General features: G+C 68.4%; 19 protein-coding genes and 1 tRNA gene. 12 read left to right on the plus strand and 8 right to left on the minus strand.

From position 1 onward, the window contains the following. Positions 1 to 91: 91 nt before the first annotated feature. The 9 genes from ABZ904_RS16985 to ABZ904_RS17025 all read left to right on the plus strand — a co-directional run bounded on the left by ABZ904_RS16985 (position 92) and on the right by ABZ904_RS17025 (position 8,540). Positions 92 to 613 carry a 4Fe-4S binding protein gene (locus ABZ904_RS16985; RefSeq protein WP_360990710.1) on the plus strand — a complete coding sequence of 174 codons (522 nt, stop codon included), beginning with the start codon at positions 92 to 94 and terminating at the stop codon, positions 611 to 613. Beyond that, positions 610 to 1,242: an NADH-quinone oxidoreductase subunit J gene (locus ABZ904_RS16990; protein WP_359395292.1), complete on the plus strand. Its 633-nt coding sequence runs from the start codon at positions 610 to 612 to the stop codon at positions 1,240 to 1,242. The genes ABZ904_RS16985 and ABZ904_RS16990 overlap by 4 nt, the downstream gene beginning before the upstream one ends. Continuing rightward, positions 1,242 to 1,607, plus strand: a complete 366-nt coding sequence (nuoK, locus tag ABZ904_RS16995; protein WP_359395294.1) for an NADH-quinone oxidoreductase subunit NuoK — start codon at positions 1,242 to 1,244, stop codon at positions 1,605 to 1,607. The genes ABZ904_RS16990 and nuoK overlap by 1 nt, the downstream gene beginning before the upstream one ends. Then, entirely contained in the window at positions 1,604 to 3,595 is a 1,992-nt protein-coding gene (locus ABZ904_RS17000) for an NADH-quinone oxidoreductase subunit L (protein WP_361823905.1), read from the plus strand. The genes nuoK and ABZ904_RS17000 overlap by 4 nt, the downstream gene beginning before the upstream one ends. A 6-nt stretch (positions 3,596 to 3,601) precedes the next feature. After that, positions 3,602 to 5,176, plus strand: coding sequence for an NADH-quinone oxidoreductase subunit M (locus ABZ904_RS17005; protein ID WP_361823908.1), 1,575 nt, complete (start codon positions 3,602 to 3,604; stop codon positions 5,174 to 5,176). Further along, a complete protein-coding gene (locus ABZ904_RS17010; protein WP_361823911.1) occupies positions 5,173 to 6,672 on the plus strand; it encodes an NADH-quinone oxidoreductase subunit N in 1,500 nt (499 codons plus the stop codon). Before ABZ904_RS17005 ends, ABZ904_RS17010 begins: the two co-directional genes overlap by 4 nt. 220 nt (positions 6,673 to 6,892) lie before the next feature. Further along, entirely contained in the window at positions 6,893 to 7,756 is an 864-nt protein-coding gene (htpX, locus tag ABZ904_RS17015; RefSeq protein WP_359395303.1) for a zinc metalloprotease HtpX, read from the plus strand. Continuing rightward, the gene (locus ABZ904_RS17020) at positions 7,753 to 8,145 is read left to right on the plus strand and encodes a YccF domain-containing protein (RefSeq protein ID WP_360990371.1); all 393 of its coding nucleotides are present in this window, start codon (positions 7,753 to 7,755) and stop codon (positions 8,143 to 8,145) included. The genes htpX and ABZ904_RS17020 overlap by 4 nt, the downstream gene beginning before the upstream one ends. A gap of 191 nt (positions 8,146 to 8,336) precedes the next feature. Further along, positions 8,337 to 8,540, plus strand: coding sequence for a hypothetical protein (locus ABZ904_RS17025; RefSeq protein ID WP_361823914.1), 204 nt, complete (start codon positions 8,337 to 8,339; stop codon positions 8,538 to 8,540). A gap of 15 nt (positions 8,541 to 8,555) precedes the next feature. Here ABZ904_RS17025 and ABZ904_RS17030 read toward each other — a convergent pair whose 3' ends face one another. Further along, positions 8,556 to 9,818 (minus strand): APC family permease, encoded by a 1,263-nt coding sequence (locus tag ABZ904_RS17030; protein WP_361823917.1) that lies wholly within the window; start codon positions 9,816 to 9,818, stop codon positions 8,556 to 8,558. Between the two features lie 183 nt (positions 9,819 to 10,001). On the opposite strand from ABZ904_RS17030, the gene ABZ904_RS17035 reads away from it, so the two are divergent. After that, the gene (locus ABZ904_RS17035) at positions 10,002 to 10,268 is read left to right on the plus strand and encodes a GlsB/YeaQ/YmgE family stress response membrane protein (protein ID WP_359411111.1); all 267 of its coding nucleotides are present in this window, start codon (positions 10,002 to 10,004) and stop codon (positions 10,266 to 10,268) included. Positions 10,269 to 10,369: 101 nt separating this feature from the next. Here the strand turns inward: ABZ904_RS17035 and ABZ904_RS17040 are convergent, their stop codons facing one another. After that, entirely contained in the window at positions 10,370 to 10,858 is a 489-nt protein-coding gene (locus ABZ904_RS17040) for a YajQ family cyclic di-GMP-binding protein (RefSeq protein ID WP_359411109.1), read from the minus strand. 222 nt (positions 10,859 to 11,080) lie between these two features. Between ABZ904_RS17040 and ABZ904_RS17045 the strand changes: the two genes are divergently transcribed. Both ABZ904_RS17045 and ABZ904_RS17050 read left to right on the plus strand, forming a co-directional pair. Next, positions 11,081 to 11,162 (plus strand) — tRNA-Tyr (locus ABZ904_RS17045). A 178-nt stretch (positions 11,163 to 11,340) separates the two neighbouring features. After that, positions 11,341 to 11,706: a hypothetical protein gene (locus tag ABZ904_RS17050; RefSeq protein ID WP_361823921.1), complete on the plus strand. Its 366-nt coding sequence runs from the start codon at positions 11,341 to 11,343 to the stop codon at positions 11,704 to 11,706. A gap of 881 nt (positions 11,707 to 12,587) precedes the next feature. Here ABZ904_RS17050 and ABZ904_RS17055 read toward each other — a convergent pair. From ABZ904_RS17055 to ABZ904_RS17080, 6 genes are all read right to left on the minus strand, one after another. After that, positions 12,588 to 13,076, minus strand: coding sequence for a hypothetical protein (locus ABZ904_RS17055; protein ID WP_361823924.1), 489 nt, complete (start codon positions 13,074 to 13,076; stop codon positions 12,588 to 12,590). A 667-nt stretch (positions 13,077 to 13,743) separates the two neighbouring features. Further along, entirely contained in the window at positions 13,744 to 14,208 is a 465-nt protein-coding gene (locus ABZ904_RS17060; RefSeq protein ID WP_360990386.1) for a hypothetical protein, read from the minus strand. A 150-nt stretch (positions 14,209 to 14,358) separates the two neighbouring features. After that, positions 14,359 to 14,757 (minus strand): hypothetical protein, encoded by a 399-nt coding sequence (locus ABZ904_RS17065; RefSeq protein WP_361823927.1) that lies wholly within the window; start codon positions 14,755 to 14,757, stop codon positions 14,359 to 14,361. 400 nt (positions 14,758 to 15,157) lie between these two features. Then, entirely contained in the window at positions 15,158 to 15,589 is a 432-nt protein-coding gene (locus ABZ904_RS17070) for a hypothetical protein (protein ID WP_361823930.1), read from the minus strand. Between the two features lie 154 nt (positions 15,590 to 15,743). Next, on the minus strand, positions 15,744 to 16,109 hold the full coding sequence (locus ABZ904_RS17075; RefSeq protein WP_361823933.1) for a GntR family transcriptional regulator: 366 nt from the start codon (positions 16,107 to 16,109) through the stop codon (positions 15,744 to 15,746). A gap of 147 nt (positions 16,110 to 16,256) precedes the next feature. After that, positions 16,257 to 17,006 (minus strand): IclR family transcriptional regulator C-terminal domain-containing protein, encoded by a 750-nt coding sequence (locus ABZ904_RS17080; RefSeq protein WP_360990400.1) that lies wholly within the window; start codon positions 17,004 to 17,006, stop codon positions 16,257 to 16,259. Positions 17,007 to 17,039: the final 33 nt, after the last annotated feature.

A 17,039-nucleotide genomic window follows, 5' to 3' on the forward strand; every position in this document is an offset into this window, starting at 1 on the left:
CCAGGGTTCCTCGACGACGCCGTCCGGGCGGTCCCGGCTGTCGATTCCCGGCTCCGGTCTCGCCAAGGGCCTGGCCGTCACCCTGCGCACGATGACGAAGAAGACGGTCACCCAGCAGTACCCGGACGCCCGGCCCGCCCTCCCGCCCCGCAGCCGCGGTGTCATCGGGCTGTTCGAGGAGAACTGCACGGTCTGCATGCTCTGCGCCCGGGAGTGCCCGGACTGGTGTATCTACATCGACTCCCACAAGGAAACGATCCCGGCCACGGCCCCCGGCGGCCGTGAGCGCAGCCGCAACGTGCTCGACCGCTTCGCCATCGACTTCTCCCTCTGCATGTACTGCGGTATCTGCATCGAGGTCTGCCCCTTCGACGCCCTGTTCTGGTCCCCGGAGTTCGAATACGCCGAGACCGACATCCGCGACCTCACACACGAGCGCGACAAGCTCCGCGAGTGGATGTGGACCGTGCCCGCCCCGCCCGCCCTCGATCCCGGCGCCGAGGAACCCAAGGAGATCGCCGCCGCCCGCAAGACCGCCGAGAAGCTCGCCGCCGCACAGGCCGAGCCGACTGAGCCGCCTGAGCCTGCCGGTCCGCAGGGAGGAGAGTCGTGAGCCTTGCCATCGCGGCGGTGACCACGGCCGCCACCCAGACGCACGGATTCCTCTCCCCGACCGGCGTCGAGATCGCTTTCCTGCTCGTCGGCCTGGTCACCTTCGGCGCCGCGCTCGTCACGGTCACCACCAGGCAACTGGTGCACGCCGCCCTGTGGCTGGTGGTGACCCTCGGCGGACTCGCCGTCGAATACCTCCTGCTCACCGCCGAGTTCATCGCGTGGATGCAGGTGCTCATCTACGTCGGCTCCGTCGTCGTCCTCCTTCTGTTCGGTCTGATGCTCACCAAGGCCCCCATCGGCCGCTCCCCGGACGCCGACTCCGGCAACCGCTGGGCCGCCCTCACCGTGGCCGTCGCCGCCGCGGCCGCCCTGGTGTGGGTGGTCGTCGACGCCTTCCGTACGACCTGGATCGACCTCGGCGGCGCCGCCTCCGGCTCCACCAAGGTCACGGGCGCCAGCCTGTTCCAGAACTGGGTCCTCCCCTTCGAGGCCCTCTCCGTCCTCCTCCTCGCCGCCCTGGTGGGCGCGATCGTCCTGTCCCGCAAGTCGAAGGCGGACAAGGCAGCGGCCACCACGAGCACCGCGACCGTCCCCGGCAGCCGGAGCGAGAAGGAGGGCGTCCGCTGATGCACCTCGTCTATCCCGCCGTTCTCTCCGCCCTCCTCTTCTCGACGGGCCTGTACGGCGTCCTCGCCCGGCGCAACGCGATCCTGGTCCTGATGTCGGTCGAGCTGATGCTCAACGCCGTCAACCTCAACCTGGTCGCCTTCGACGTCTGGCTGAGCAGGACCGCCCGCGAAACGCTGCACTCCGGCCAAGCCCTGACCCTGTTCACCATCGCCATCGCCGCCGCCGAGATCGGTATCGGCCTGGCGATCGTTCTCGCCGTCTACCGCAACCGCGGCACCTCGGACATCGACAGACTCCGCGACACCGCCGAGGGCCCCGAAGGCGAACCCCCCGCGGCTGAGAAGGCTGAGGCCACCGCGTGACCACGACCACCCTCGCCGTCCTCGTCCCCCTTCTTCCGTTCCTCGGCGCCGCGGCAGGCCTGCTGCTCGGCCGCACGGCCCCGGGCTTCGTCCGCCCGATCGCCGTCCTGCCCAGCCTCGCGTCCCTGGCGCTGGCCGTGCTGGTCGCCGTGCGCCAGGGCGGCGGCGCGACCATCGAGTCCGCCACCGAGCTCACGCCCACCGGCTCGGTCCCGATCGAGCTGGCCCTGAACATCGACGGATTCGCCGCCCTCGTCGCCGTCCTGGTCGGCGTCGTCGCCTCGTGTGTGCAGATCTACTCGACGGGCTACCTGCGGGACGACCCGCGCTACCCCTCCTACGCCGCTCTCGTCTCCCTGTTCACCTCAGCGATGCTCCTGGTCGTCTACTCGGGCGATCTGATCGTGCTGCTGGTGGGCTGGGAAATCATGGGCATCTGCTCCTACTTCCTGGTCGGCCACTACTGGGAGACCCCGGAGGCCCGGGCCGCCTCCATCAAGGCCTTCCTGGTCACCAAGCTCGGCGACATCCCCTTCCTGATCGGTCTGTTCGCGCTGGGCACCGACGCCGGCTCCTTCCGCATCACACGCGTACTCGGCACCGTCGCGGGCGGCGGACTGCATCACCCGACCCTGGTCGCGCTGCTGCTGCTGGCCGGCGTGGCCGGCAAGTCGGCGCAGTTCCCGCTGCACACCTGGCTCCCCGACGCGATGGCGGGCCCGACCCCCGTCTCCGCGCTGATCCACGCCGCGACCATGGTCGCCGCCGGTGTCTACTTCATCGCCCGTCTCCTCCCGGTCTTCGAGGCCTCCTCGGCCGCGATGCTCGTCCTCGCCGCCATGGCCGCGGTCACCATGGCTGGCTCGGCGCTCGCCGCCCTCGCCCAGGACGACATCAAACGCGTCCTCGCGTACTCCACGATCGGCCAGCTGGGCTACATGACCGGCGCCCTAGCCGTCGGCGACCGCGGTGCCGCCGTCTTCCACCTCCTCGCCCACGGCGCCTTCAAGGCGCTGCTGTTCCTCGCCGCGGGCGTCATCATCCACGCCGCCGGCACCAACTCGCTCGCGGCCATGTCCCGTATGAAGGACCTGCGCCTGCGCGTCCCCGACGCCTACTGGACGATGACCGTGGCGCTTCTCGCGCTCGCCGCGATCCCGCCGTTCGCCGGCTTCTTCTCCAAGGAGTCCGTCCTCGGCGCGGCCGAGCACGTCGCCACCGGCCACACCGAGCACGCGCCCATCGCGGCCGGCTGGATCGTCCTCGTCACCGGCCTCGTCACCGCCCTGCTGACCGCCGCGTACGCGACCCGTCTGTGGCTGCTCGCCTTCCGCGGCCACGGCGCCGAGGCTCCTGACCACGGCAGGCAGCCCCTCGTCATGAACGCCGTGCTGTGGGTGCTCGCGGTGCCCTCTCTGGCGTTCGGGCTCGTGTACAGGCTGCTGCCCGACTGGTTCGACGGCCGCTCCCTGACGCCGACGCTCACCACCTCCGTCCTCGGCACGGGACTCGCTGTGGTGGGCGGACTCATGACGTACAGCGCCTGGCGGCACACCACCGTGCTCGCAGGGCGCGTCCCGCTCGGCGCCGTGGCGGCCCACCCCGAGGCGGACGCCGGTCTGGTGGAGGCCGAAGCCATCGCCAGCCACGCCCCCGCCTACGGCGATGTGGCCTACGCACCGGACCCGGCCGACCCCGGCCGTCTACTGCTCGGCCCGCTGCACCGCCACGCGGCCGTCGGCTTCCACCTGGACGCGGTGTACGACCTGCTCTTCGTCCGTCCGGTCCAGGCCGGAGCGGCCCTCGTCCGGTTCCTCGACCGCGAGGTCGTCGAGACCTACGTACGCGGCGCCGGCGCACTGCCCCGGCTGCTCGGGGCCGCCGTACGACGCGCCCAGACGGGCAATGTGCAGACCTATGTGAGCGCGCTGCTCGCCGGCACCGTCGTCCTGGTGGTGGCCGCCCTCCTAGTCGCCACGGGAGCGTGAGCCGGCGTGATCGATATCAGCGAGTCCGTGATGCAGTTCCTTCTGGCATTCATCGTCGTCGTGCCGCTCATCGGCGCGCTCGCCGCCCTTCTGCCGGCCCCGCCCGGGCTGAAGGGCAAGTCGCCCGAACAGGCTGTGCTGAGGCACGGCGTGACGGTCACCGGCGCCATCCTCATCGCGGTGATCGTCCTGGCGCTCGGCTTCGACCACGACCACCCGTCGAAGATGCAGGCCACGACCGACATCAGCTGGATCCCCGCACTCGACGTACGGATCCACCTCGGCATCGACGGCATCTCGCTCCCCCTTCTGGTCCTGACCGCGCTGCTGACCTTCCTCTGCGCGCTGTACTCCTACTTCAAGATGCCTTCGGGCCCGTCCCCGAAGGCATTCGTCGCCCTGCTGCTCGTCCTCGAGTCCGGCACCCTCGCGACCTTCGCCGTCCTCGACCTGCTGCTGTTCTTCCTCGCGTTCGAGATGGTCCTCATCCCGATGTACTTCCTCATCGCCCGCTGGGGCGGCGAGGGACGGACCCGGGCCGCCTGGAGGTTCATCCTCTTCACGCTGCTCGGCTCCGTCGTGATGCTGCTCGGCCTGCTCCTCATCGGACTCAAGGCGGGCACGTTCGACATGGTGGCACTCGCCACTGACAACGGCCGGTCACTCACCGCATCCGTGCAGGTCATCGCCGTTTTGGCGATCGGGATCGGACTCGCCGTGAAGGCGCCGATGTGGCCGCTGCACAGCTGGCTGCCCGACGCCCACACCTCCGCCCCGACCGTCGGCTCGGTCCTGCTGGCCGGTGTCCTGCTGAAGATGGGCACGTACGGGTTCGTGCGCATCCTGCTGCCGATCGCACCCCAGGGGTTCCACACCTTCGCGCCCTACCTCGCCGCCTTCGCCGTCGTCGGGATCATCTACGGATCCCTGGCCTGCCTCGCTCTCGCCAAGCGGGGCGCGAAGGGCGATCTCAAGCGGCTCATCGCCTACTCCTCCGTCGGGCACATGGGGTTCGTGCTGCTCGGCATCGCCACGACCACCCCGACCGGGGTGAACGGCGCGCTGTTCGCCAACATCGCCCACGGCCTCATCACCGGCCTCCTCTTCTTCCTGGTGGGCGCGCTGAAAGACCGCACCGGCAGCACCGACCTCGACACCCTCGCCCAGGAGACCGGCGCCGCCCTCTACGGCAAGGCACCCCGCCTCGGCGGGCTGCTGGCCTTCGGCGCCGTCGCCTCGCTCGGCCTGCCCGGCCTGGCCGGGTTCTGGGGCGAGATGCTGGCGATGTTCGGTGCTTTCAAGCCCGCCGCCGACCTCAGCCGCCCTGCCTTCCTCACCTTCATGGCGATCGCCGCGTTCGGCACGCTGCTCACTGCCGCGTACATGCTCATCGTGGTACGCCGTGTGTGCATGGGCGCGGCACCGGAGGGGGCCCCCAGGCTCGCCGACGTCCACGCCTACGAATTCGCGGCGTGGACACCGCTCGTCGCCCTCACCGTCGTGGCGGGCCTGTGGCCCAGGGCCCTTCTCGGCCTGACGGACCCGGCCGTGCAGCAACTCCTCGCAGGAGGCACCCGATGAGCTCCCTCGTCCAGTCCGTCGACTGGCTGGCGGTCGCCCCGCCGACCATCGCGGCCGTCGTCGCGCTCGTCGTCCTCGTCGCCGACCTGTTCCTGGGCGAGCAGCGGAAGGCACTCCTCGGCTGGGTCTCCGTCGCCGGACTCGCCGCCGCCGCGCTCATGCTGCTGCCTTTGCTGGACGGTGACCGCGCCACCTTCTGCCTGACGGGCGACCCCCATGTGTGCAGCTACACGGCGGACCGTTTCACCCTGGTCATCCAGTTCCTCGTGCTCGGCGGCGCGCTGCTCACGGCTCTCCTGACCGTCACCGCCCTGAAGGACGCCAAGAGGCAGCTGCCCGAAGGGGAATTCTGGTTCCTGCTGCTGTCCTCGGCGGCCGGCGCCGCCCTGCTGCCCGCCTCACGGGACCTCGCGACCCTCATCGTCGCCCTGGAGGTCGCCTCACTGCCGGCATTCGCCCTGGTCGGCATCCGGTACGGCGACAAGAGGTCCTCAGAAGCGGCCCTGAAGTTCTTCCTGTCCTCCGTCACCGCGACCGCGGTGAGCCTCATGGGTATCAGCTTCGTGTACGCAGCAACGGGCACCCTCTACCTCACCCAGGTGGCCGAGCGCATCCAGCACGTCGACGGTCAACTGCACACGATCGCCCAGACGGGCGTGGTCCTGACCCTGGTCGGCTTCGCCTTCAAGACGGCCGCCGTGCCGTTCCACTTCTGGGTGCCCGACACCTACGTGGGTGCGCCCCTGCCGGTCGCCGCCTACCTGTCGGTCGTCGGCAAGGCGGTCGGCTTCTCCGGCATCATCCTCATCACTGTCGTGGCTCTCCCCTCGTACTCCGACGTCTGGGGCCCGGTCCTCGCCGTCCTGGCGGCCCTCACCATGACCGTCGGCAACGTCGGCGCCCTCCGGCAGCAGGCCACGCGCGCGTACAGCGCAGTACGCCTGCTCGCCTGGTCCTCCGTCGGCCAGGCCGGCTACCTCCTGGTGCCGATCGCAGCGGCCGCCTACGCCAAGGACGCCCAGAAGCCGATCGGCTCCACCGTGGCCTACGCCCTGATGTACGCGGTGGTGAACCTGGGTGCGTTCGCCGTCGCCGCCCTCGTGGGCCGTACAAGGACACTCAATCGCCTCACCGACTACCGCGGCCTGTACGCCTCGAACCCTCTGACCGCGCTCCTTCTGGCCTTCTTCCTGCTCTGCCTGGCCGGGCTCCCGCCAGGCATCATCGGCCTGTTCGCGAAGGTCACCGTCTTCTCCGCGGCTGTCGACGCGGGGCTGGGCTGGCTCGCCGTGGTCATGGCCGTGAACGTGGTGATCGCGCTCTTCTACTACCTCCAGTGGACGGCCCTGCTCTTCCGCGCCCCCGAGGGGGAGCCCGAGAAGCACCGGGTCCCGGCCCCGCTCTCGGCCGCCATCGGCCTGACCGCCGTCGTGGGCGTCGTCCTTTCGGGAGCCCCTGAGCTGGTGCTGCGTTTCTCGGCCACGGTCCTCTTCTGACGAGGAACGCAAACCACGCATGTGCCGCACGGCGTCACGTAGGCGCGCGTGCAAGGAGCCGTGATCGTCACCCGGGCGGCCTACGTGTGCCGCTGCACGCACAAGGGAACTTGAGCTGTCCGCCTGGCGTTGACCAGTGCAGGAGGGTCCACTGAGAAGTGGAGTCAACAGCATCCGCAGACAAAAGGGTTCCCCTGCCGCACCACTTGGAGGGCGTACCGTGCACCGCCGGCACAACGGGCTCAGGACGGCAGTACTCCTCGGGGGACTGTCCGCAATCATCATCGTCATCGGCAGCTTCTTCGGCCGTACGGGCCTGATCGTCGCGCTCCTCATCGCCATCGGCACGAACGCCTACGCGTACTGGAACAGCGACAAGCTGGCTCTACGCGCGATGCGCGCGCGCCCGGTGAGCGAGTTCGAGGCCCCCGCGCTGTACCGCATGGTCCGCGAGCTCTCCAACCAGGCCCGCCAGCCCATGCCCCGCCTCTACATCTCACCGACGGAAGCCCCCAACGCCTTCGCGACCGGCCGCAACCCGCGCAACGCAGCCGTGTGCTGCACCGACGGCATCCTCCGTCTCCTCGACGAGCGCGAACTGCGCGGCGTCATCGGGCACGAGCTGAGCCACGTCTACAACCGCGACATCCTGATCTCGTCGGTCGCCGGCGCCCTCGCCTCGGTGATCATGTTTTTGGTGAACTTCGCCTGGCTGATCCCGGTCGGTCGTTCGGACGACGACGACGGCCCGGGCATTCTCGGACTGCTGCTGATCATGATCCTGGGTCCGCTCGCCGCGACCCTCATCCAGTTGGCCATCAGCCGCTCCAGGGAGTACGAGGCGGACGCCTCCGGCGCCCAGCTGACCGGCGACCCCCTCGCCCTGGCCAGTGCCCTGCGCAAGCTGGAGGTGGGCACCAAGCAGCTTCCGCTGCCGCCCGAGCCGCGCATCGAGACAGCGAGCCACATGATGATCGCGAATCCCTTCCGTCCGGGCCAGGGACTCGCAAAGATGTTCTCCACACACCCACCGATGGCGGAGCGCATCGCCCGGCTCGAGCAGATGGCAGGTCGTCGCCGATGAGGACAATCCTGAACGTCATCTGGCTCGTACTGAGCGGCTTCTGGCTGTTCCTCGGATACCTGCTGGCGGGCGTGCTGCTCTGCATCACCATCATCGGCATCCCGTTCGGCATCGCGGCCTTCCGTATCGGCGTGTACGCGCTGTGGCCCTTCGGCTATACGACGGTCGAGCGCCGCGACGCGGGAGCCCCTTCCTGCATCGGCAACGTGCTGTGGCTGATCCTGGCGGGCTGGTGGCTTGCCCTCGCCCACATCGTCACGGGCATCGCTCTGTGCCTCACGATCATCGGAATCCCGTTCGGCATCGCCAACTTCAAGCTCATCCCGGTCTCGCTGCTCCCCCTGGGCCGGGAGATCGTGCGCACCGACGAGCCCTTCGCGCCGCGCTGACCGGCGGGCCGATGGCCCGCCCGGGTCCAGGGCGGAACTGCCTCGGCGTCCCCGCTGAGGCATCGTTGGCCGGGTGGCCAAGGGCTGCCCGGTCGGGCGGGGCAAGGCCACTTCCCCCGGCCCCGGACGGCTGAGACCGGGGTTATCCACAGGCCGCCCCACCGTCACGCCGCGCCCTGCATCATGAACCCATGACCGAGACCGAGCAGTTGCCGGACAGGGGGGCGAAACGGGCCCGCGACTCCCGCACGCAGGGCCGGCTTTTGCTCCCCGCGCCCATCGAGAAGTTCACAGACGGCACGGACCAGCCGTGGAGGCCCGACTTGACGATACGTACAGCCATAGCGTCGCGGGCTTCACAGCTGACCGTCGGCGCGACAGCGGCAGTGCACTGAAACCCCGGCTGGTGGCTAGCGCGCGGCCACCCAGCGTCGTACGCCGTACACCAGCGCCCCCAGGCACACCACACCCGCGCCCACGACCACCGATACGCCGGGCAGTGCGAACGCCAGTGTGAGGCACCCCAGCAGCCCGACGACGGGTGCGATACGCGAAGCCGGCGACGAATTGAGCGTCCAGGCAGAGGCGTTGGCGATGGCGTAGTACACCAGCACCCCGAAGGAGGAGAAACCGATCGCGCCCCGCACGTCCACCGTCGCGGCGAGCGCGGCCACCACGGCACCGATGGCCAACTCCGCCCGGTGCGGCACCTGGAAGCGCGGATGCACGGCCGCCAGCGCGCCCGGCAGGTGCCGGTCGCGCGCCATGGCCAGCGTCGTCCGCGAGACACCCAGGATGAGCGCCAGCAGCGAGCCCAGCGCGGCCACCGCGGCGCCCACCCGCACCGCCGGCGCGAGAGCGGGTACACCCGCTGCCCGCACAGCGTCCGCCAGCGGTGCCGCCGCATGCCCGAGTCGATCCGCGCCGAGCACGGAAAGGACGGAGACAGCCACCGCCGCGTACACCACGAGGGTGATGCCCAGGGCGAGCGGGATGGCTCGCGGGATGGTGCGCGCCGGCTCCCGCACCTCCTCGCCGAGGGTGGCGATTCGCGCGTATCCGGCGAACGCGAAGAACAGCAGCCCGGCGGCCTGCAGCAAGCCACCGGCACCACCGGAGCGGCCGACATCCAGCCGTGCGGCATCGGCAGCCCCGGAACCGAGACACACGACGACCACGCAAGCGAGGACCGCCAGGACCACCGCGACGATCACACGCGTCAACAGGGCCGACTTCTGCATGCCGCCGTAGTTCACGGCGGTCAGCGCGACGACGGCCGCCACGGCCACGGCGTGCGCCTGTCCAGGCCAGACGTACGCACCCACGGTGAGTGCCATCGCCGCGCAGGAAGCGGTTTTCCCGACGACGAACGACCAGCCGGCCAGATACCCCCAGAAAGCACCGAGCCGCTCGCGTCCGTAGACATAGGTGCCGCCGGAGGCGGGATAGAGGGCGGCCAGCCGGGCGGAGGACGTCGCGTTGCAATAGGCGACCACGGCGGCCACGGCCAGCCCGATCAGTAGTGCGGACCCGGCCACGTCCGCCGCCGGAGCCAGGGCTGCGAAGATCCCGGCGCCGATCATCGAACCGAGCCCGATGACCACGGCGTCCCCCACCCCGAGGGTCCGGCGCAACCCCACGCCACCGGGCTGCTGCGCCCTGGACTGTGTCATGGGGCGAACCATACTGATGCCTGCAACCGGCGGACTCGGCGAGGCGTCCTCCCCGACGACGGGCCCGCGCGAACGCAAGATCGAGCGAGACCGACAACAGGACGAGCAGCGCAACGCATGAACACAGCCTGGCCGGAGCAGGAGCACAGCACAGGCGCAGCGCGGGAAGGCAGGGTTCAGGGCATGGGCATTGTCAGCTGGATCATTCTGGGGCTGTTGGCAGGGGCCATCGCCAAGTTCCTGCTGCCGGGCAAGGACCCCGGCGGCTTCATCGGCACCACTCTCATCGGCGTCGCGGGTGCCTTCATCGGCGGCTGGATCTCCGCGCGCTGGCTGCACCACCCGATCACCAAGCAGTTCTACGACGGCGCCACCTGGGCGGCCGCGATCGGCGGCTCGCTGGTGCTGCTGATCATCTACCGTCTTCTGTTCGGTGACTCACGCCGCTGAGCGCCGCCCCACCTCGCAGTCGGCAGCAGAGAAGGGTGGGCGCCCGTCCGGGCGCCCACCCTTCTCATATCTCGTACCGTCCGTACTGGCCGACGGACGACCTACCTGTAGTTCACGAACTGCAGAGCGAAGTCGAAGTCCTTGCCCTTCAGGAGGGCGATCACGGCCTGGAGGTCATCGCGGCTCTTCGAGCTGACGCGCAGCTCTTCGCCCTGCACCTGCGCCTTGATGCCCTTCGGGCCCTCGTCGCGGATGATCTTCGCCACCTTCTTCGCGTTGTCCTGGGAGATGCCCTCCTCGATCGACGCGAAGATCTTGTACTCCTTGCCCGAAAGCTGCGGTTCGCCGGCGTCCAGGGACTTCAGGGAGACCCCGCGCTTGACCAGCTTCGACTGGAAGACGTCGAGGATGGCGTTCACCCGGTCCTCGGAGTTGGCCTGCATCAGGATCTTGTCGCCGGACCAGGAGATCGAGGCGCCGACGTTCTTGAAGTCGTAGCGCTGCGAGATCTCCTTGGCGGCCTGGTTGAGGGCGTTGTCGACCTCCTGCCGCTCGACCTTCGAGACGATGTCGAAACTGGAGTCGGCCATGTCCTGTGGCTCCTTGTATCGGGATGGATCGGGGTACGTGCAGGCGTGCGGGAGCGCGGCCGCCTGGCCCGGCATCGATCCGGGCCGCATCCGGCTAAGCCTAGCCACCCACCCCCCTCAGAGCGCCGATCTATCGGGTGGCGAAGCACCCCTGTGCATCAGGTATCGTTTACGTCGTTGCCAGGGGCCACCGCGAAAAACGGCTCCGAAGCAGCAATCCTTGGCGGTGTGCCCGAGCGGCCAAAGGGAGCAGACTGTAAATCTGCCGGCTCAGCCTTCCCAGGTTCGAATCCTGGCGCCGCCACGTTAGTGGGAATCGGCCCCTGACCAGCAAGTTTGGTCGGGGGTCGTTCTCGTTTCCATCTGAGCCCAGTATCCGTCGTTCCCCGCTGTTCCCCCCTCGTTCTGGCACGCTTATGGCACGGTGCCGTGACCTTGATCACGCGGGTGGCGGTCCTGCCCGGAGCTGCGATGATTTCCCGGTGAGCTATCCCGCGACAGGCGAACTGTCGTCAGCAGAGCGCGCATTCATGATCAATGCGACGGAGATCGACATCTTGCCCGGCGTTCGGGGAGACCTGGAAGAGCCGCTGGCATCCGCCAGTCCCACCGATCTTGCCGCAATCCTTCTGCCGCTCATTGGCAGAGGCTGGATCGAAGTCTCCCGGCTCGTTCCCTGGACCGCTCCCGATGGCGGGTTGGGACTCCAGCTTGGTCCTTCCATCCCGCGACATGACCTTCCTGCCTTGCTAGCAGATGCTGACAACTGGGAGTACCCAGACGGCGGCGAGTGGCTGGGTCGCCTCACGCTCGTCCTCACCGAAGCCGGGCAGCTAATTCCCCGGTGACCTTCAGCCGCACGGCGTCGCGGGTGGCGCAGCGGCCTCGGGTCGGAGTTCCAATGATCGAGTCACGGGCGCATGGCACGCTCGATCAGTTCTTCTGGAAGTGGTGCGGTCAGTCTCTCGCGTCGGTTCCTTCTCGACGGCGGCTCTCTCATCTGCGCCGACCCGGTCGTCGGCTGTCGTCGTCTGTCAACGTTGACTCGCCTCGCACGGCCCACAGACGGCCCGGAGACATGGCAGGAGTCAATGTCGCCGGGCGAAGGCCGTTGATCAGGGAGAGCGCCTGAGGGGCAAGACCACCAGAATGCACCCGATGATCACTGGCACGACAGCGACGGTGTCGAAGAACATCACTACGACGTGGGGTGCACCGAGAAGCCTCGGCAAGTGATTCAAGATCATCGAACTACCGAGCAGTGCCGGGAGCGCGCCAAAGCGAGTTCGCCTCCACTCGGCACGAACGTTTTTGCGAGGCGACATCCGGACCACGAGAACGGTCAGCGTGATCAACACGACCCCAAGACCAACGACAGACCTGTCCGCAACCAACATGTGGCGACCCCTGTGACTTGTACGGCTCCGTGGCCGCGAGGGTGGATCATCGCACGGCCGACTCGGCGCCGGAAGGGTGCTCGTGAGGTCGGCGGAGCGACTTTGGCCTGGAGTTTCAATCACCCAGTCAAGCGCCACTGCCTGGGGCTTGGAGCACTAGTTTGGAAGATCGCGTATGCGGATGTGCGGTGACCTGGCGAGACGTTGACCTGCGCGTTTCTGTGCTGGCTGCCGTGACTCCCCGCTGTTCCCCGTGAGGAACCCCCTCATCGGGCACGCAGGGGGCACGTGTGGCTCTCAGTCGCTTTTAGCCCTCCTGCGCCGTCGAGCGCTCAACCTGGGACACCTTCCAACGGCAGGTGGTCGCGGTAGTACTCCGACTCCAACCACTCCTCCTTCACGAAGAGCGGGCGCGTGAGGAGCGCTTCCCCGACCCGCTGCTCACGCAGGAGGATTCCGAGATCTGTCAAGGAGAGCGATGCGTCAGGGGGAAAGAGCACCCAGTTCGCGTGCTCGGCGGCGTGGTCCAGGAGGAACTGGTGACCCTGCGCCGGATCGCTGCCTGCCAGCGGGAAGTCTGCCAGGAAGACCTGCGGACCGGCGACGGCATCCAGCGCAACGCATGCAAGCTTGCCCACGTCGTAAAACGCCATCACGCCGCCCGGGAAGTCTTCCTGCCCGTACGGGCCGCCAACCCGTGCCTCCGGCTCGGAGACCAGCAGTGCCTCGGCGACCTCTGCCGGAGACATCCCGTACCGCAGCGGCCCCACGCCGCTTCCGGCCAGCAGCTCCCAGCGCTCGCGCTCCCCACTTGCGCTCATCCACTCCGCCCCTACGTTTGACCGGCCCATACTCGTGTCCGCAGACGGACCGGACGGCGCCGGCGACTCTTGAGACCAGGTGCTGAGGCTATCTCCCGTACCCACCACTCACCCCAGCTCCCATCCCGTACGCCGTCGACCCACACACCGTGGAGCGGGCGTGGTTCCTGGCGTCCAGGTGGAGCGCGCCACTGTACGAACGACCTGGACGCCAGGGGCCGCGTCTGCTCGGCTCTGCCTGGGTCGATGGCAGGCGGGATGGGAGCTCCCCGCGTTCGCCACTGTCCGGCCGGCACTCGCGTACGGCGCCCCGTCCATCTCGGAGCCTGAGCGCCCCCGCCGGAGGCTCGTTTTGACCGTGGCCGCTCTCTGCGGTGCTCGACTCATGGCCTCCGGCCCTATCCACATGTGGGCGCGCGTCGGCGCAGCGCGGGCGGAGCGGGCCGGAGGCAGGAGCGTCGCGCGGAGCGGAGCCGGGAAGCGCGCCCGGCGGAGCGGAGCGCAGCCGGGGCCTGATGAGGTAGAGAAACCCGTAACAGCTGCTGCAGCGAAAGATCGTCTGGGGAAGGCGTCAGGCCTCACCCGAGACGGGGCAGAGGCAAGAGCCGTGCTGATCTTGGTGGCCTGATGGGAGACGGTTTCACCAGCCTCATCGCTGAGCGGTTCGTCAACGCTGGCGGAACCAGTGTCGCCGGGGGGCTTCGGCTGGCTGGGCGGTGCCCTCGGTACCGAGTGATGTTCCGAGGAGTGCGGCGTATGCGGTGATGCTGTCTTCGGTGCCGTTTCGGAAGCGTTTGATGACACGCTGGACAGGCCAGATGATGTCGCCGCTGTTCAGGCGCAGCCGGACATTTATCTCGCCGTAAGGGTCGTCATCATCGACCTGCCAAATCCCTCCGAGTTCGCGTCGGAGTGTTTCGCCGACGTACGCGCCCAGTGCGAAGAGGCGCTGTTCGGTGTCTTGGGTAAGTTGACCGCCGGCCGCGGGGACTCCGTCTGTGCTGTGCTCTTCAAAGAAGCGTTCCACTTCACGGAGGCTGCCCATGGTGAAGTCGGCACGGTAGCGGGATTGCGTGAGCGCCTTGGCTATCCACTCGGCTGAGGCGCGTACGTCTTCTATGAGTGTTGCCATTGTCCTTCTGCGGATCCTGATCGCCTGGTACGTCCCGAGACATTTTCCGTCAACTGGGTTGCTCGGCACACCTCAGCCGATGGCGCTCCGTTCGGTCAGGGCTGCAGCGCCTCGGGGACGTGGCGGCCCTAGAGGAACCCGTAACGCGCTCTAGCTTGCGCGGCTCAGTGCGGTCAGGTGATCGAGGTACTCGTGGCCTGTGGGCTCGGCGGCGAAGTCTCGGTTGACGATGGCTGCAAGCTCGCGGCTGACCATGAGCAGGGACGGCAGGGACTGCCGGTCGCCCTTCAAGGCCCACTCGCCGTAGTTCACCGCCTGGTCCAAGTCGCCCTGTCGTGCAGCGACTACACCGAGGGTGATCCTCGCCTCGGCCATCCGCATCGGCGATCGCTCGGATCCGTCGAAGTCGGTGCCTGCCCGGATGACCTCGTGGGCGAGGTTCTCGGCGAACCGGTCCTCTCCGAGCAGCCGGTAGCAGTCCATGGCGTAGAAGTCGAACTTGGCCGGGTCCACGACGAAGTGGTGATCGAGGTTTTCGGGATACGGCATCCCTTCGAGGAGTTTGCGTCCTCGGTCGTGCCACCTCGGTCTGTCGGCGGTCTCCCAGCCGTGCCCATCCCTTCGCTTCCTGGGCGGCGAGTTGTGCGGCTACGCCATGCGTGCGAGCCGCTTCCGTGCCGGCCTGCGAGGCGGCGAGGATTCCGCGGTAGTCGCCCGTCGTCAGGGCGAACCAGGCGCGCATCTCGTGAGCCCAACCGGCGATCTCTGCGTTACCGGACTCATCCGCTAAAGACAGGGCTGCCTTGCGCGTGCTCTCGGCTGCGCCCCGGTCGCCCATGTCGTACTCGACGCAGCCGATCAGGAGCGCGAGCCACCCGGACAGGGTGAGGACTTCGCGGTGCTGCGCGAGCGTGAGCCGCTGGGACTGGAGTCCGGCAACTCGCTTGAGTCATTGCCTACCCTCGGCAGCCAGCTGGGTGCCTGGCAGATGGGCGTACTCGGAGCAGAGCCGATCGGCCGTGATGCGGAGTGCGTCCAGAGTGGCGTTGCCGACGTCGGACGCCTGCAACCTGCTGATGATGTCGAGCGTTTCCATGCCGCTGACGGCAACGATCTCGGCATTTCCGTCTCGCTGCCCGGCTACAGGGAAGATCGCGTGGGTGACGGTGCCGAAGGTGGCGGCGATGATCGGTTTGTAGAAGTCGCTCGGCATGACCTCACCAGACTCCCAGCGCTTCCACTGCCGGACCATGCTGGAGCCTTCGGGCAGGGGCTTCGGTGCGTGCGCCCGCAGCGCGGCCACCACTTCGGCCTGTGACCACTGCCGGGCCTCGCGCTCCGAGGAGAGCCGTCGTGCCCATGCTGGCCGTTCGTCACTCATGTGCTGCCCTCCCGTCGGGTGCCTGCCTTCGAGTCTGGCATTCAGAGAGCTGGTGACACGGGGGTGACAGGGGGTTGGCATCAAGGCTGTCCCCCGGTGACACCAGGCCTGTCCCTAGTGCCTCCACGGCTCGCCACGCATGGTGGATCAACAGTCAGGCACTGCTCGGGGACTGGGCGCGCTTCTCCAACTCGGCTACTCGAGCGGCAAGTTGCTGAATCTCGGAGTGGATGGCGTTGATCTCATCTCGGTTAACCGGCCCGCCGGCCTCCTGTCCGGCTTCGCCAGCGCTCGGCGGGGACTGCACGAAGTACCCCCGGGTCGGAACCGAGACGATCACGCCCTCATCCGCGAGCACCTTGAGCGCGTTGCCCGCCGTCACTGTGGTGACTTTGAACCGGTCGGCCAGCTCGCGCAGCGACGCAAGTCGGTGCCCCGCCGGCAGCGCTGCGATCTCTTCGCGCAAGGCGCCAGCGATCTGCACCTTCTTGGGCCTGGGGTCGTGGGCTTCAACCGTCATGCGCCGAGAGTACCGAGCACAGCGACCTCCAACGCCAGCGTGACGACACGGCACTACGCCCGTGCCGTCGAGGCCCGCGAGGATGAGGCCGCCAAGATCCTCGGTGCGATGCGGGACGAGACTCTTAGGTTGACCGGATCCCGTCTCTTACAACTGCCGGCCGAGCGCTGCCGCGTGCTGCTGCATCACCGGAGCAACCCGGTCGCGGAGTTCATCGACGGTGAAGCGGGAGCTCGGGGCGCTGACCGAGATGGCGGCGACCAGCTGGCCGGCCGGATCGTGGACCGGTACGGCGATGGAGAGCAGCCCGAGGTCGAGTTCCTCGGAGTTGATCGCCATGCCTGCGGCGCGGGCGGCCCGGACGCGGTCTTCGACTGCGGTGGCCGTGGTGGGGGTCTCCGGGGTGCGTGCGGGAAACGGAGCGGCGGCGAGGTAGTCGGCCAACTCGGTTGCGTCCAGGGCGCCGAGCAGGACCTGTCCGGTGGAGGAGGCGTAGAGGGGGAGTCGGGCGCCGACACGTATGCCGGTGTTGATGATCCGGGTGCCTTCGCTGCGCGCGATGAACAGTGAGTCGTTTTCGTAGCGCACGGCCATTGAGGCGGACTCGTCGGTTGCGTCGCGGATGGCGGCGAGGTGCGGCTGGGCGAGTTGGGGAAGCGCGGCGGACTCGACATAGGTGGCGCCGATGCGCAGTACGCGGGGAGTGGGCGCGAAGAACTTCCCGTCGAAGGTGACGTAGCCGAGCTCGGTGAGCGTGTTCAGGCAGCGGCGTGCCGTTGCCCGGCTCAGGCCGGTGGCGCGGGACGCATCGCTGATGGTCAGTCGGGGGGCGCCGTTCCCGAATGCCTCGAGGACCGCCAGTCCCTTGGCGAGCCCTGCCATTCCTTCGACGGCCATGCGGCCTCCCTCTTGACAGATGTGACTGCTGGC

The sequence above is a fragment of the Streptomyces sp. NPDC046900 genome, assembly GCF_040644975.1.
Taxonomy (GTDB): domain Bacteria; phylum Actinomycetota; class Actinomycetes; order Streptomycetales; family Streptomycetaceae; genus Streptomyces.

What these genes read in the sequence shown, in the direction of transcription:
- ABZ904_RS17070 (WP_361823930.1), bottom strand. Translation starts at nt 15,589, where the DNA reads ATGAGTGACGAACGGCCAGCATGGGCACGACGGCTCTCCTCGGAGCGC.
- ABZ904_RS17080 (WP_360990400.1), bottom strand. Translation starts at nt 17,006, where the DNA reads ATGGCCGTCGAAGGAATGGCAGGGCTCGCCAAGGGACTGGCGGTCCTC.
- ABZ904_RS16985 (WP_360990710.1), top strand. Translation starts at nt 92, where the DNA reads ATGACGAAGAAGACGGTCACCCAGCAGTACCCGGACGCCCGGCCCGCC.
- ABZ904_RS17065 (WP_361823927.1), bottom strand. Translation starts at nt 14,757, where the DNA reads ATGCCGTATCCCGAAAACCTCGATCACCACTTCGTCGTGGACCCGGCC.
- ABZ904_RS17040 (WP_359411109.1), bottom strand. Translation starts at nt 10,858, where the DNA reads ATGGCCGACTCCAGTTTCGACATCGTCTCGAAGGTCGAGCGGCAGGAG.
- ABZ904_RS17075 (WP_361823933.1), bottom strand. Translation starts at nt 16,109, where the DNA reads ATGACGGTTGAAGCCCACGACCCCAGGCCCAAGAAGGTGCAGATCGCT.
- ABZ904_RS17060 (WP_360990386.1), bottom strand. Translation starts at nt 14,208, where the DNA reads ATGGCAACACTCATAGAAGACGTACGCGCCTCAGCCGAGTGGATAGCC.
- ABZ904_RS17020 (WP_360990371.1), top strand. Translation starts at nt 7,753, where the DNA reads ATGAGGACAATCCTGAACGTCATCTGGCTCGTACTGAGCGGCTTCTGG.
- nuoK (WP_359395294.1), top strand. Translation starts at nt 1,242, where the DNA reads ATGCACCTCGTCTATCCCGCCGTTCTCTCCGCCCTCCTCTTCTCGACG.
- ABZ904_RS17010 (WP_361823911.1), top strand. Translation starts at nt 5,173, where the DNA reads ATGAGCTCCCTCGTCCAGTCCGTCGACTGGCTGGCGGTCGCCCCGCCG.
- ABZ904_RS17030 (WP_361823917.1), bottom strand. Translation starts at nt 9,818, where the DNA reads ATGACACAGTCCAGGGCGCAGCAGCCCGGTGGCGTGGGGTTGCGCCGG.
- ABZ904_RS17025 (WP_361823914.1), top strand. Translation starts at nt 8,337, where the DNA reads ATGACCGAGACCGAGCAGTTGCCGGACAGGGGGGCGAAACGGGCCCGC.
- ABZ904_RS17035 (WP_359411111.1), top strand. Translation starts at nt 10,002, where the DNA reads ATGGGCATTGTCAGCTGGATCATTCTGGGGCTGTTGGCAGGGGCCATC.
- ABZ904_RS17055 (WP_361823924.1), bottom strand. Translation starts at nt 13,076, where the DNA reads ATGAGCGCAAGTGGGGAGCGCGAGCGCTGGGAGCTGCTGGCCGGAAGC.